This window comes from Paenibacillus oleatilyticus, from assembly GCF_018998565.1.
Lineage (GTDB): Bacteria > Bacillota > Bacilli > Paenibacillales > NBRC-103111 > Paenibacillus_G > Paenibacillus_G oleatilyticus.
In genome coordinates this window covers 115,132-128,212 of record NZ_JAHNZO010000019.1, presented here as the reverse complement: position 1 = coordinate 128,212, position 13,081 = coordinate 115,132, and the positions used below count along the sequence as shown (strand labels likewise).

Genomic DNA, 13,081 nt, shown 5'->3' with positions numbered 1-13,081 from the left:
GCAAGTGAAAGGCAAATGGCTGGATGTTTCTTATAAATACGGGGCCTTATTCATCATCGCCGCCGTCATTGCGATTTTTTCTATCGTTAACGAAAATTTCTTGTCCTACGACAACATGGCGGACATTCTCCGCTCCATCTCGATTGTGACGTTCATCGCGATCGGCGTGACCTTCTCGCAGATCGTCGACGGGTTCGACCTGTCGGTCGGCTCTACCGTTTCGCTGACGACGGTTGTCACGGCGACGCTGATGGTCTGGTTCCAGTTCCCACTTATCGTCGTGCTCATTGTCCCGCTGCTGATCGGCATCGTCATCGGACTGCTCAATGCGCTCTTGATCGTCAAAGTCCGCATCCCGGACCTGCTGGCGACGCTAGCCGTCATGTACATCATCGGCGGCGTGCACAAAACGTATACGCAAGGCTTCTCGATCTATAACAACATGCAGATGACCGACGGGACGAAAGCGCCCGGTAAATTCACCGAAACGTTCCTCTGGATCGGTCAAGGCAAGCTGCTCGGCATCCCGGTGCCGGTCGTGCTGATGATTATCGCCGTCGTCCTCGTCCACGTCTTTCTGACGTACACCCGCTGGGGCCGCCAAATGTACGTGACCGGCGGCAACCAAGAGGCCGCGCGCCTGTCCGGCATCGCCGTCAACCGGGTGCGCACGTTCGCCTACGTGCTGTCCGGCATCTTTGCCGCCATCGGCGGCATACTGTTCGCCGCCCGCGTCGGCTCCGGCCAGATCGATGCCGGAGCGCCGCTGCTGATGGAGTCGGTCGCCGCCGTGTTCGTCGGCTTCTCCGTGCTTGGCGCAGGGAAGCCGAATGTGATCGGCACGTTTTTCGGCGCCGTCCTCATCGGCGTGCTGCTGAACGGACTGACGATGCTCAACCTGCCTTACTATGCCTTTGACATCATCAAAGGATCGGTGCTTGTGCTGGCGCTTGCCATTACGTTCATTCATTTGACGCGGCGCCGCGCTTAACATTATCGGGGCTGTCCGGCTGTAGAGAGCCATTACATGCCAGCCCGTCTACTCTGCCCGCTGCCGGCCGGAACGCTTCCGTGCCGCGAGCGGGCTTTTTTTTCGCAAGCAGCCTTCAGTCCAGCTTGGCTACGTGCCCCCGGTGGCGGCGGATCAGATCAACGACCTCGTCGTACTGCTCCTCGGCCACCTTCGCGCTCAGCGCGTAGCGAAGCTCCCGGTCATCCACGCCGTCACCGTCCTTGTCGTGTCCGGCTTCGTCCAACGTACGGAAGCCGAGATAAGCACCGGCCGCTGCGCCCGTAGCGGCAATCGGTCCGGCCTCGCTCCCCGCATAACCGACGCCTGCCGGAATCGTCCCCGTGCCTGCGACAGCAATCGGAAACAGCAGCGGCGTATCACGGTCCGGCGCCTCGTCCAATTGTCCGATTTCAATCTGCTCCACCCGATACGTTTGCAGCTTGATCCGAACGTCCTCGGCTTCGTTTTCCGTATGAAAATAAGCTTGGATCGGTCTGCTCATCCTCCATCGCTCCTTTGTATGGAAATGGCTTTCTCTTTTTCCTTACCCTATGTTGCCCGTTTTTACTCAAGCATGTCCGCTCTTTTCCTGTGTAACCCCGCGCTGCCACCTAGACAAAAGGAGCACAACCCATTATAATCATTATTGATAATGATAATGTAAGAGGTGAAGGCTGTATGAAAGACACCAAAGCCGACCTGATTTTACACCCGGTCCGCTTCCGCATTCTTGGGCTGCTGGTCGGCGGACGCCGCATGTCCGCGCTCGAAATGGTCGAAGCGCTGCCCGATATTCCACAAGCGACGCTGTACCGGCATTTGAACAAGCTGTACAAGGGCGGCGTACTGATCGTAGCCGACGAACGCCAAGTGCGCGGAACGATCGAGAAAATATATACGTTGCCCGATAAGCAAGCCGTCCTGTCCGCGGCAGATTTGGCCCATGCCGACCGGGACGATAACCTGCGCTACTTCATGACGTTCGTCGCCTCGCTGGTGGACGATTTCGGACGCTATTTACAGCAGCCCTCCTTCGACTTGGAGGCAGACGGCGTCGGCTACCGGCAGGTACCGCTATACTTGACGGACGAAGAGTTTGCCGAATTCGCTCAGGCCCTTCGCCCTGTGATTCGGGAAGCCATGACGAAGTCTCCCGAACCCGGACGACGGAGGCGCTTATTCACCACCATCATCATCCCGGAGCCGCAAGCATCCGATTCGGAAGGAAAAGAGTGACGCTCATGAACCCAACCCAAACAACATCTAACAAACCGATCGACAACTACGAGCTTATCGGACGCCGCTTTTATACGGCGATTCCGCTTTATCTGGCCGTTCCCGCCGCCTTCTGGCTCGCTTTCCGCTATGCCGGGCTTCCGGCGGATTGGGCCGCCTTTGGGATCGGTGCGGCCGGTTGGTGGGCCGCGCTCCTGCTTCGCGGTCCGATTGCGCTGCTTGTCCGCAAGCAGCCGAAGGAGCGCGCCGGCCTGCTCGTCGCAGCCGCCTCCGGGCCGCTGGAAGAAGGCGTCCGGCTGCTGGCGCTCTGGATCACCGGCTTCTCGCTTAACTCCGCCCTTTCCCTTGGTCAAGGCTGGGCGGCCATCGAGGTCGTCTTCGCCGTCGTCAACGGGATCGTCCTCGCTTCCATCATCAAGCGGACGGACGAAAAAGCGATGCAAGCCAGGGCGTTCCTTGAATCGACCGGCCAAATGAACAGCTCTCCGCTGTGGGGCTTACTAGAGCGCATTTTCGCCAGCATGTTCCACATCGGCAGCACACTGCTGATCGCCCATATGCCATGGCTGCTCCTACTGATGATCCCGGCGCATACCGGATTCAACCTGGTCTCCGTCCGGCTAGCCAAACGGTCGCTGCCGCTGACAGAGCTGTTCGTAGCCGCCGTCGGAATCGTCACCTTAACCGCAGGTCTGCTTGTATGGCAATAAGCCCCCGAGAAAGGAAGTGAAACGCCCATGGTCAGCTCATGGTCTATTCTATTCATGATCACGACCGCCATATTGTCTGTTGGCGTACCGGCAGCCTTATTTATCGTCTACTACCGCAAAGAAAAGTTTTCGCTCAAAGCATTCGGCATCGGCATTCTGGTGTTTATCCTGTTCAGCCAGGTGCTGGAGAAGCTGCTCCATGTCTACGTTCTGCAGGGCAATCCGTACACTGCAAGCCTCATGAGCCGAAACCCGCTGGCTTTGGCAACGTATGGCGCGCTGGCGGCCGGCATCTTCGAGGAAGCCGGGCGCTACATCGCCTTCCGCTTCTGGCTTAAACGCAACCGGGAGCGGAAGGACGGCATCGCGCTCGGGCTTGGTCACGGCGGGATCGAAGCCGTACTCATCGGCATGCTGGGCAGCGTGCAATCGCTCTATATGTCGCTTCTCATCAACGCCGGACAATTCGATAAGCTGCTCGCTTCGGGCGCCCCGAGCGAACCGCTGCTCGCCGTGAAGTCGCTGCTGCTCACGACGCCCGACTCGCATTTTGCCTTAGGCGGAATCGAACGAATCGCCGCGCTGCTGATTCAGATCGCCATGTCGCTCCTGGTGCTCTACGCCGTCCGCAGCCGCAAGCTGTTGTATTTGGCGTATGCAATCGGGCTTCATGCCGTGATTGACTTTTTACCGGGACTCAGTCAAGGAATGAAATTGAATATCTGGCTGCTGGAAGCCGTCGTGGCGGCATTCGGGCTCGCTTCGCTGGCCTTCATCCTCAAATCGAAGGCTTGGCTAAAATGATGAAATAATTCGCCCCTCCTCTTGGTACGCTAACCAGTAGGAATGGAGGTGAGCAGCCATGACAGGAAGAAACAACAAGCCGGACAACGACGGACCGGCCAGCCAGCCGGGACGCCTCGACCAATTCGGCGACAAGCTGGCGGAAGAGACAGTATCCCGCGAGGCGGGCGCTTGCGACACCGGCAAGAAGAAGTAGCCTCCCGATCCGCGAAAAGAATAGAACCGACTCGCCTGATCCTCTTCGGAGACTCGAGCGAGCGGTTCTTTTTTTGTCAGCGATCCATTTTATTCCAGTCTACGTTTGCCGGACTTCCAGCCGCTTGGCCAGCAGCGACAACACGTAGTTGACTATAAAATAGATCAGCGCTCCGGCAATAAAAACCGGGATGACCCAGTTCGGGTTTTTCGCGGCTACGATCTGCATATTGTGCATGAGCTCGGCGAGTACGATAACCGTCGCCAGCGACGTATCCTTGAGCAGCGAGATGAACTGGCTGACGAGCGGCGGCACCATCCGGCGCAACGCCTGCGGCAAAATCACATGCCACAAAGCCTGAACGTAACTGAGCCCCGACGAACGGGCTGCTTCCATCTGGCCCTTCTCGATCGACAGCAGGCCGCTGCGGACAATTTCGGCAATCATCGCCGCTTCAAATACGGTAAGCGCTACGATTGCGGCGTACTCGGCATTTTGGAACATTTTCAGCCCGACCTCGGGCAGCGCAAAGCGCGTGAAAAAGATAATGAGCAGAAGCGGCAAATTGCGGATCGTTTCCACGGCGACTGCAAGCGCTTGAGAAAGCACGGGAACGCGCGCATATCTGAGCGTGCCGACGAGAGCGCCGAGGATAAAGCTGAAAATGATCGAGAAAAAGGCCACTTTTAACGTCACATAAAGCCCTTGCATCAGAAACTTGAGATTTTCCGGGGCGTAGGCTCCGGCGAAGTCCATGTCGCTTCCCCCTTCCTCCTGCGCCGTACGTCAGAACGCCATCCGTTTCTCCAGATATCGAACGCCGAAGCTTAACGGAATCGTCAGCGCGAGATAGAACAGCGCGATAAAAATGTAGACGCTGAACGTGACGAACGTCTGCGTCGAAACGATGTCGCCGAAGTACATCAGGTCGAGACCTGCGACGACGCCCAGCACAGACGTATTTTTGACCAGATTCAAAAACTGGTTGCCGAGCGGCGGAACGACAATCTTGATCGCTTGCGGGAGCACCACGTGACGCATGGTCTGCAAGTACGTCAGCCCCGACGAACGGGCGGCCTCCGTCTGACCCTGCGGAACGGCCAGGATGCCCGCACGGATCGCCTCCGCAATGAAGGCCGCCGTGTAAATCGACAGCGCGATCGTCCCCGACGTAAAGCCGTCGAACGGCAGACCGAGCGTCGGAGCCGCCAAATAAATCAACAGAACGATCAGCAGCAGAGGAATGTTCCGGATAAATTCGACGTATGCCGTGCCCAGCCAGTTAAGCGGCTTCAGCGGAGCCATCCGGAATATGGCGATGACCGTTCCCAAAATAAAGCTTGCCAGCAGCGCGATCACGCTCGCTTTGACCGTATTGCCGAAGCCGAGCATGTAGGTATCCCAATGCTTGATCAAAATATCGAACCGGAGGAGCTGATCGTTCATGTTCGGTTGAGCCTCCCTTCGGGCAACAGGATATAAGCTTGACTTGTTATTTCGCCGGCTTTTCTCCGAACCATTGCTCATACAGCTTGTCATATTCGCCGCTCGCGTTCATATCCTTCAGGAACTTGTTGACGTAAGCGACAAATTCGCTGTCGCCCTTCTTGATCGCCATCCCGTATGGCTCGTCGGTGAAATTGCCCCCGGCGAGCTGGAAGTTCGGGTCCTGCTTCACCATCCCGAGCAAAATCGCATTGTCCGTCGTCAGCGCATCTCCTTGGCCGGCCTTAAGCGCGGTGAACGCATCCTGGTAATTGTCGAACTCCAGCACGGTCGCCTCCGGCGCTTTGGCCCGAATGTTAACCGCCGACGTGGAGCCTTTAACCGCCATGACTTTCGAGCCTTTCTTCAGATCGGCGATCGACTGAATCGCGCTGCCTTTCTTCACGAGCAGCGACTGGCCCGCTTTGAAATAAACATCGGTGAAGTCGACCTGCTGCTTGCGCTCTTCGTTGATCGTCATCGTGGCAATGATGATATCGATTTCGCCGTTTTGCAGCATCGGAATGCGTGTTTTGGAGGTGACCTCCTTCAGCTCCACCTTCGTTTCGTCGCCCAAGATGCTTTTCGCCAGCCGCTTGGCCATATCGATGTCGAAGCCTTCGACCTTGCCGGTGCCGGGATCTTTCAGCCCGAACAGCTTCGTATCGTATTTGACCCCGGCGACAAGCTTGCCGCGCTTCTTTATGGCTTCAATCGTGGAAGCTCCCGCCTCCGGCTTCGCGGGCGTTCCGCCCCCGGCTCCCGGCTGCTCCGCCGGTTTGGTGCCGCAGCCCGCCATCATCGTCATCATAAGCATCGAAACGAGCGTTAAGGAAAACAGCTTCTTCATTTTGAGCATTTTCACAGTCCAGTCTCCTCTCCAAATTGGAATACGATAATCCGATCAGTGATTCAACACCCGGCTAAGAAACGTGCGCGCCCGCTCCTCGCGCGGACTCGCGAAAAATTCAGCCGGAGGCGTCGTCTCGAGAATTTGCCCTTGATCCATAAAGACGATCCGGTCGGCCACTTCGCGGGCAAAGCCCATCTCGTGGGTGACGACGACCATCGTCATGCCTTCCTGGGCCAAGTCGCGCATGACGTCGAGCACTTCTCCGATCATCTCCGGATCGAGCGCCGACGTAGGCTCGTCGAACAGCATGATCTTCGGCTTCATGGCGAGCCCGCGCGCGATCGCCACGCGCTGCTGCTGCCCGCCAGACAGCTGGGACGGATAAGACTTTGCTTTTTCGGGGATGCCGACTTTGTTCAAATAAATCATGGCCGTTTCCTCGGCCTCCTGACGCGGAAGACCGAGCACCTTCATCGGGGCCAGCGTGATGTTCTCCAGCACCGTCCGGTGCGGGTAGAGATTAAAATGCTGGAATACCATGCCGATGTTGCGCCGCAGGCTGTTGATGTCGGTTTTCTTGTCGTGAACCTTGATCTGGTCCACCGTCAGCTCCCCTCCGGATATCGTCTCCAGCCGGTTGATGCAGCGGAGCAGTGTGCTTTTTCCCGAACCGGACGGTCCGATCACGACGACGACCTCGCCCGCTTCAATCGTCAAATTGATGTTTTTCAATACGTGAAAATGACCATAGTGCTTGTTTACATCCCGGAATTGTATCAAGACGCAACCCCCTTTGTGCATGTCGGCTTTGAAGGATGATGCTTTTTTTGTCCTACGGTCTCAGATTAAGTATGCGGGCTCGCCGCCAATTATGACTGGGCAATCAAAGCTTCACCTGACAGCAAGCGCTTTCAATTCAACTTTTTATTTTGTTTGCCCGGCTTCCGCCCCCTTTGTGCCGCCTTTGCTGGTTAAGATTAACATAGACAAGGAAAGAAACGGCTTATATAGTTAATGGAAACGATACCATTAGGCAAAAGGAGAATGCGCTTTGAACAAACGTTGGTTAACTTATGCTCTGCCCATTGCCCTGAGCCTTGCTTCCGTCTTTTCCGCTTCCATTCCTTCGCATGCCGCCGACGCTTCCGCGTTTACCGATACAAGCCGTCACTGGGGCGCCGAAACGATCTCGTGGGCGGTGAAAAACGGCATCGTCAACGGTTACGAGGACGGAACGTTTCGTCCGAATGCCGTTGTCTCCGAGCCGGAATTTCTCGCGATGCTGCTGCGCGCCTACCCGGACAATGCCGTCCCTGCGCCCGACTCCGGTGTGCCGTGGTACGAGCCTTATTATTCCTATGCCGCCGCCCGCCATTGGCCGCTGCTTCAAAATACGGACCGGAATTCCTACAACCGCGGCCATGTCGCCCGGCTGATCGCAGCCACACAGCAGCAAGCGCTCAATTTGAACGATTCCATCCGCTACTTGCTCGATAAAGGGCTGTCCCGGGGGAAAACGTCTGCGACCGTCGAAGGCTACGCAGCGGCAGATCGCCTGTCGCGGGCGGAAGCGGTTCAGTTCATCCGCAATCTGAAGCAAAACGTTTCCACGCTCCGTCCCGCCCCCGATTCTTCCAAGGAAGCATCGGACATACCGGCGGCCTCCCAAGCTCAAGCCGTCGTCTCCGTCAAAGGCGTAGCTATCGGTGATTCCGCCGATGCGGTCGTGCAAAAGCTGGGGCAGCCGACGCGCAAAGACGCAAGCGAATACGGCTTCCAATGGTATATTTACAACCAGGACTATAAAGATTATGCCCAAATCGGCGTCAGCGGCGGCAAGGTCGTTGCCTTGTATTCGCCGTCAGCCAATTGGCGCACGGACCGCGGGATCGCCGACGGCTCGGGCAAAGCCGAAGTCGAGAAGCAGTACGGCCGTCCGGTCTCTTATATTATGAAGGGAAATACCCGCTTCATGATTAATTACGGCAATGGCGAATATGGCACATACGAAATTGCCGGAGCTTATGTCACCTTTTTCTACGATATTTATCGCGACAACATGGTCACGGGCTTGCAGGTCATCGAGAAACCGACGGAGCAGGCGTTTGCTTCCTTTTACCCGGAAGGCAGCGACGCGCTCGCACGCTCGTTCGAGCTGGAAAGCTTCGATCTTGCGAACGCCACCCGGGTGAAGCTCGGTATGCAGCCGTTCGTCTGGGATGACAAAGCAGCGGAAACGGCCCGTAAACACAGTCAGGATATGGGAGCCCAAGGCTACTTCGACCATAACGATCCGAGCGGACACAGCCCGTTCGACCGGATGAAGCAGGACGGCATTACGTACCGTGCGGCAGCCGAGAATATCGCCGCCGGACAAGCCAGCGCCATTTTCGCGCACCACGGCTGGATGAACTCGGAGGGCCACCGCAAAAACCTGCTGAGCAACATCAAGCGTCTTGGCGTAGGCGTCAGCTTTGGCGGCTCGATGCACATCTACTACACACAAAACTTTTACACTCCGTAACCCCGTTTGAAACAGCAAACGCCCCGTTCCCGGCAATGAATCGCCGGAACGAGGCGTTTTTGCATGAATGCGAGGCTAAAGTCCTTGCTTCTCGATGAATTCGAATAAAAACGATTGTCCGCCCCGGTAAAAGCGCGGGTCATACAGGCCAAGCCTGGTCTCGTCATCGACGATCACGACGAACGGAGACCATTCGTACAGCGTCTTCGCTTTCGGGTTGGCCGCAAACAAACGATCCAGATCCGCGTTTTCTTGGGATTGAAGCTTCGCTGCCGGCTTGACGCCGGTCCAGACCGAGCCCTTCAGCAGGTCGACCGTGCCGCCTTGCTTGCCGATTACCGTAAACACTCCCGGTACGAAATCGGCGGAAAGCGCCACCTGCTCATACTGCTCGGACGCTTGCTTGTACAGCGTGTAGCCTTGGGCGGACTGCGCTCCGACGTAGAGCGCCATCAGCAGCCACACGAGGCGGTACACACGATGCGGCGAACGATCCCGGTCCGATCTCCGGAAGCGGGCCCAGAGCCATCCGGCGAGCATAAGCGCCCAGAAGACAAGGTCGACGATCGGAATCGTTCCGAACGTAATGCGCATCGTCGAGATCGGCTCGAAATAACCGGTTCCCCAAGCGTTGAACAGATCGCTCGTATCATGGATGAAGACAGCGAGACAACCGATCAGAAACAAGCTCCAGCCGCGGGTTTTCCATAGGAGCAGCGAAAGGCCTGCAAGCAGCGCCGCCCAGACCGGCACCAGAAAGACCGAATGGGTCAGCCCGCGGTGCCACATTTGATAGCGCCCCGCCGTATCCCACCACGCGGAGATGACATCGATATCGGGAATTTGCGAGCCTGCGACGGTCGTAAACAGCAGCGCCCGCTTTTCCGCCCGGGTCATGTCGCGTTTGTCGACGGCTCCGTACAACGTAAGGCCAAATAGCGTATGCGTAATGGTATCCACGGTCTGCTCCTCTTCCCTGTTGCTTTACTGCTACCCGTTTAACCTTCGGGCATCCCGGCCTTCGCCGGCATACGCATGACCGGAAGCATGACCAGCACGCCAAGAGCAAATAGAACGGCCGACGCTTCATACATCCCCACGATCGAAAACATCCCTTTCAGCTGGCCGGCCAAGCTCATCGTCACAACCATCGAGCCCATAAAAATCGGGTTCAAAATGCCATTCACCCGTCCGACAAACGCTGAGTCCGTATTTTGCAAAATAAGTGTGTTAATGCCGATCTGAATACAGGGCAGTACCAAGCCTGCGAGGAACTGTGCGAACAGCGTAAACCACAGCACCGTGGAAAAGCCCGTAAGAGCAACGCTTACGGCGCTGACCGCCATACCGATCATGAGCAGCACTTGGGGCGCGAATTTCTTCGACAGCCCCATGGCAATTCCGCCGCCCACAATCATCGCTACGCCGCTTGCGGTCATCAGCCACTGCAAATTTTCTTTATGCAGCCCGAGCCGTTCCGTGACCAGGAAGACGCCGAGCGGTTGAATGAGCCCGATCGCGAAGCCGGCGATCATGAAGCAAAGACCGAGCGTGGTCAGCAGCTTTCGGGACAGCACGTAACGGAAACCGGCGGCCATTTCCTCACGAATGGAAGTGCGCTCCTTGGCCGTCTCCTCTTCGGTATCCGGCGGCAGCATGGCGAGTACCAGGGCGGAAAGCAGAAAAGCGACGCCCATGATGGCGATAGCTACCACAATGCCGAAACGCTGATAGACGAATGTGCCGAGAATCGGGCCCAGCACCATGAACAGCGCGAACATCGTCTGGTAAATCGACATACCCGCCTGAATGAGCGCCTCGGGCACATGCAGCTTGAACAGCCGCATCCCCGAAGGCTGCGAGAACTGAGAGAGGATGGCAGAAACCAGTGTGGCGAAAAATACGGCCTTCCAGCTGCCGTATACCAGAGTCAGCAGCACGGCAAAGACGGATACCGCACTGAGAATATCGCACCAGACCATCGTCCGCTTCGGCCTCCAGCGGTCCGCGAACGTACCTCCGATAAACGAGAAAATAAAGATCGGCGCAAATTCAGCCACTGAGATCATCGCAACGGCGTTCGAATCCCCGTTCGTCTGATCGACAACAAACAGCAAAATGGCAAAGTTGCGCACCCAAATGCCGATTTGCAGCAGTAAACCCGACAGCAGGATGACTTGTACGAACCGGTTGCGAAATAAATTGCCCATACCCGGTGAAGAAGTGGTCATAAGTTCTCATCCTTTCTCTTGACGAAGAAACCCATAATTAATACGCAGCTAAAGAAACAAAGGTTGCTTTTCCGTCCAACGGCGGACAAAAAAATAAGGGCCGAACAGCTAAAGCCGTACGGCCATCTTATCTTCGGTGCAGCGGACCTGGATCGTAAACACGAAGACGGCTCCGTTTCCCGGAGAAGATTCCGCCCGTATGCTGCCGCCCATCAGCTCCACCAGTTTTTTGCTTATCGCCAGACCGAGGCCGGTGCCCCCGTGCTTGCGCGCTGTAGCATCCAATTGATAGAATGGCTGGAATAAATCCGGAATCGCCTTTGCCGGGATGCCGATGCCGGTATCCCGGACCGCAAACTCAAGCTCCAATTGCTCTCCCCTGCGGCATACTTGCCGAATACGGACCTCAATCCCCCCCTGTTCCGTGAATTTGACGGCATTCCCGATCAGATTGATCAAAACTTGCTTGAGCCGGACTTCGTCTCCGATCAGAAACTCGGGTACCGCGGAATCGGAGTACACATTCAGTTCAAGCGCGCGGTGCTGGATTTGCGGCGTGAACAGACGAAGCGTCTCCTGCAGGCATTCCGCCAGATGAAAAGGCTCGTTCTTTATATTCACTTTGCCCGATTCGATCTTGGAAAAATCAAGCACGTCGTTGATGACGGACAGCAGCGCCTTGCCGCTTTTGCCGATAATCTTTACGTACTCGCGCTGCTCCTCGTTCAGCTCGGATTCAAGCAGAAGCTCGCTCATCCCGATCACCCCGTTCAAGGGGGTGCGGACTTCGTGACTCATGACGGCGAGAAATTCGCTTTTGACCCGGGCTGCGCGTTCGGCCTCCAGCTTCGCTTCGATCAGCTGCCGCTCCGTTTTTTTCTGCACGGTGATGTCCTTCGAGATCGTGTAGATATCGATGATCTTTCCGTCCTCCATCATCGGCACGATGGTCGTGCTCAAATGCACGGTTCGGCCGTCCCGGTGGCGAATGGAGCATTCGAGCGTCTGCGGCGTCCCCTCCAGCACCTCGGCGAAGCAGGCGCGGATCTTCATGCTGTCCCGGCGGTTCATAAAGCGGGTGAAGGGCTGGCTGACAAAATGCTCCCGGGAATACCCGCTAATGCGCTCGGCTGCGGGATTGGCCCGAAGAACCCGCCCGCTCAAATCGAACAGACAAACCATGTCGGGATTATGCTCGAAGACAGAGTCGTATCTTTGCTTGTTCCCATCCGCAAGCCGCTGCGCGAATCTTCGCTCCAGAAATTGGCTGAAAGCGAAGAGCAGAAGCACGATAAGTGCCGCCGCCCCGATCCATGATGCCAGAAGCATATCGTCCAAGCCTTGAAGAGCTTCTCCTGCACCATGCCTCAATGCTCCGTTCACTTGAAAATTGGCCGCTTGCATGCCGCTATAGTGCATCCCTGCTATGGCGAAGCCAAGCAGAGCGGCCGTTATGCATTTTGCCGAAAACGACGGCGGTCTCCCTTCGTGTATTTTTCGGTAAACGAACGCCCAGCGAAAAGCGACGAACGAAGCGCCGAAAGCAATGAGCAGCGACACGCCGATCCAATACGGGTTATACGTAATCATGCCGGGAATTTGCATCGCGGCCATCCCGGTATAATGCATCCCTGCAATCGCAAGACCCATCCATAGAAAGCCGGCCAGCGACTGGCGCCGGGTCGGCGCATCCCCGGAGATGGCAGAGAGCGGAGCCCAAGCAGCACCTATCGGCAATAAAATGGACAAAACTAAATAAAGAGAATGATAGCGAACGTCGACGGGAAGATGTAAAGCCAGCATGCCGATAAAATGCATCGACCAAATGCCGAGCCCCATGATGACGGACCCGAGTACCATCCACAGCGATTTGGAACGGCCGCACAGCTTCGGCATCCTTTCACTTAAATCCAGTGCGCAATACGAGGAACAGATGGAAATAAAGACGGACAGCAAGACAAGAGGGATACTGTAGGTTCCGTGCAGGTACTCCATACACACACTCCCATCCCTTTGCAATTTTCGTCAAA

The 13,081-nt window shown here is 56.5% G+C and carries 14 protein-coding genes; 6 read left to right on the top strand and 8 right to left on the bottom strand.

Translation table 11 applies throughout. The features are described 5' to 3' along the window. The first annotated feature begins 4 nt into the window (after window positions 1-4). Window positions 5-991, top strand: coding sequence for an ABC transporter permease (locus KQX66_RS22985; protein ID WP_216795143.1), 987 nt, complete (start codon window positions 5-7; stop codon window positions 989-991). Between the two features lie 115 nt (window positions 992-1,106). Here the strand turns inward: KQX66_RS22985 and KQX66_RS22980 are convergent, their stop codons facing one another. Then, window positions 1,107-1,514, bottom strand: coding sequence for a hypothetical protein (locus KQX66_RS22980; RefSeq protein WP_216795142.1), 408 nt, complete (start codon window positions 1,512-1,514; stop codon window positions 1,107-1,109). A 176-nt stretch (window positions 1,515-1,690) separates the two neighbouring features. On the opposite strand from KQX66_RS22980, the gene KQX66_RS22975 reads away from it, so the two are divergent. The 4 genes from KQX66_RS22975 to KQX66_RS22960 are packed head-to-tail and all read left to right on the top strand — an operon-like array spanning window position 1,691 to window position 3,958. After that, window positions 1,691-2,248 (top strand): helix-turn-helix domain-containing protein, encoded by a 558-nt coding sequence (locus tag KQX66_RS22975; protein ID WP_216795141.1) that lies wholly within the window; start codon window positions 1,691-1,693, stop codon window positions 2,246-2,248. Between the two features lie 5 nt (window positions 2,249-2,253). Further along, complete coding sequence (locus KQX66_RS22970) at window positions 2,254-2,958, top strand: YhfC family glutamic-type intramembrane protease (RefSeq protein WP_216795140.1); 705 nt, start codon at window positions 2,254-2,256, stop codon at window positions 2,956-2,958. A gap of 27 nt (window positions 2,959-2,985) precedes the next feature. Next, entirely contained in the window at window positions 2,986-3,762 is a 777-nt protein-coding gene (locus KQX66_RS22965) for a YhfC family intramembrane metalloprotease (RefSeq protein WP_216795139.1), read from the top strand. Between the two features lie 58 nt (window positions 3,763-3,820). After that, complete coding sequence (locus KQX66_RS22960) at window positions 3,821-3,958, top strand: hypothetical protein (RefSeq protein WP_010495774.1); 138 nt, start codon at window positions 3,821-3,823, stop codon at window positions 3,956-3,958. Window positions 3,959-4,057: 99 nt separating this feature from the next. Here the strand turns inward: KQX66_RS22960 and KQX66_RS22955 are convergent, their stop codons facing one another. From KQX66_RS22955 to KQX66_RS22940, 4 genes are read right to left on the bottom strand one after another with little or no spacing between them, the layout of a single operon-like run. Then, entirely contained in the window at window positions 4,058-4,714 is a 657-nt protein-coding gene (locus KQX66_RS22955; protein WP_216795138.1) for an amino acid ABC transporter permease, read from the bottom strand. A 30-nt stretch (window positions 4,715-4,744) separates the two neighbouring features. Further along, on the bottom strand, window positions 4,745-5,404 hold the full coding sequence (locus tag KQX66_RS22950) for an amino acid ABC transporter permease (protein WP_216795137.1): 660 nt from the start codon (window positions 5,402-5,404) through the stop codon (window positions 4,745-4,747). Between the two features lie 46 nt (window positions 5,405-5,450). Then, a complete protein-coding gene (locus tag KQX66_RS22945; protein ID WP_216795170.1) occupies window positions 5,451-6,302 on the bottom strand; it encodes a glutamate ABC transporter substrate-binding protein in 852 nt (283 codons plus the stop codon). A 45-nt stretch (window positions 6,303-6,347) separates the two neighbouring features. Then, window positions 6,348-7,076 carry an amino acid ABC transporter ATP-binding protein gene (locus KQX66_RS22940; protein ID WP_216795136.1) on the bottom strand — a complete coding sequence of 243 codons (729 nt, stop codon included), beginning with the start codon at window positions 7,074-7,076 and terminating at the stop codon, window positions 6,348-6,350. A 271-nt stretch (window positions 7,077-7,347) separates the two neighbouring features. On the opposite strand from KQX66_RS22940, the gene KQX66_RS22935 reads away from it, so the two are divergent. After that, window positions 7,348-8,820, top strand: coding sequence for a CAP-associated domain-containing protein (locus KQX66_RS22935; protein ID WP_216795135.1), 1,473 nt, complete (start codon window positions 7,348-7,350; stop codon window positions 8,818-8,820). A 75-nt stretch (window positions 8,821-8,895) separates the two neighbouring features. On the opposite strand, the gene KQX66_RS22930 is transcribed toward KQX66_RS22935, so the two are convergent. From KQX66_RS22930 to KQX66_RS22920, 3 genes are all read right to left on the bottom strand, one after another. Next, the gene (locus KQX66_RS22930) at window positions 8,896-9,780 is read right to left on the bottom strand and encodes a metal-dependent hydrolase (protein WP_216795134.1); all 885 of its coding nucleotides are present in this window, start codon (window positions 9,778-9,780) and stop codon (window positions 8,896-8,898) included. Between the two features lie 38 nt (window positions 9,781-9,818). After that, a complete protein-coding gene (locus tag KQX66_RS22925) occupies window positions 9,819-11,051 on the bottom strand; it encodes an MFS transporter (protein WP_216795133.1) in 1,233 nt (410 codons plus the stop codon). 108 nt (window positions 11,052-11,159) lie between these two features. Next, entirely contained in the window at window positions 11,160-13,046 is a 1,887-nt protein-coding gene (locus KQX66_RS22920; protein WP_216795132.1) for an MHYT domain-containing protein, read from the bottom strand. Between the last annotated feature and the right edge of the window lie 35 nt (window positions 13,047-13,081).

Coding starts and splice junctions, on each gene's coding strand:
- KQX66_RS22980 (WP_216795142.1), bottom strand. CDS start 1,514: ATGAGCAGACCGATCCAAGCTTATTTTCATACGGAAAACGAAGCCGAG.
- KQX66_RS22975 (WP_216795141.1), top strand. CDS start 1,691: ATGAAAGACACCAAAGCCGACCTGATTTTACACCCGGTCCGCTTCCGC.
- KQX66_RS22970 (WP_216795140.1), top strand. CDS start 2,254: ATGAACCCAACCCAAACAACATCTAACAAACCGATCGACAACTACGAG.
- KQX66_RS22965 (WP_216795139.1), top strand. CDS start 2,986: ATGGTCAGCTCATGGTCTATTCTATTCATGATCACGACCGCCATATTG.
- KQX66_RS22960 (WP_010495774.1), top strand. CDS start 3,821: ATGACAGGAAGAAACAACAAGCCGGACAACGACGGACCGGCCAGCCAG.
- KQX66_RS22955 (WP_216795138.1), bottom strand. CDS start 4,714: ATGGACTTCGCCGGAGCCTACGCCCCGGAAAATCTCAAGTTTCTGATG.
- KQX66_RS22950 (WP_216795137.1), bottom strand. CDS start 5,404: ATGAACGATCAGCTCCTCCGGTTCGATATTTTGATCAAGCATTGGGAT.
- KQX66_RS22945 (WP_216795170.1), bottom strand. CDS start 6,302: ATGCTCAAAATGAAGAAGCTGTTTTCCTTAACGCTCGTTTCGATGCTT.
- KQX66_RS22925 (WP_216795133.1), bottom strand. CDS start 11,051: ATGACCACTTCTTCACCGGGTATGGGCAATTTATTTCGCAACCGGTTC.
- KQX66_RS22920 (WP_216795132.1), bottom strand. CDS start 13,046: ATGGAGTACCTGCACGGAACCTACAGTATCCCTCTTGTCTTGCTGTCC.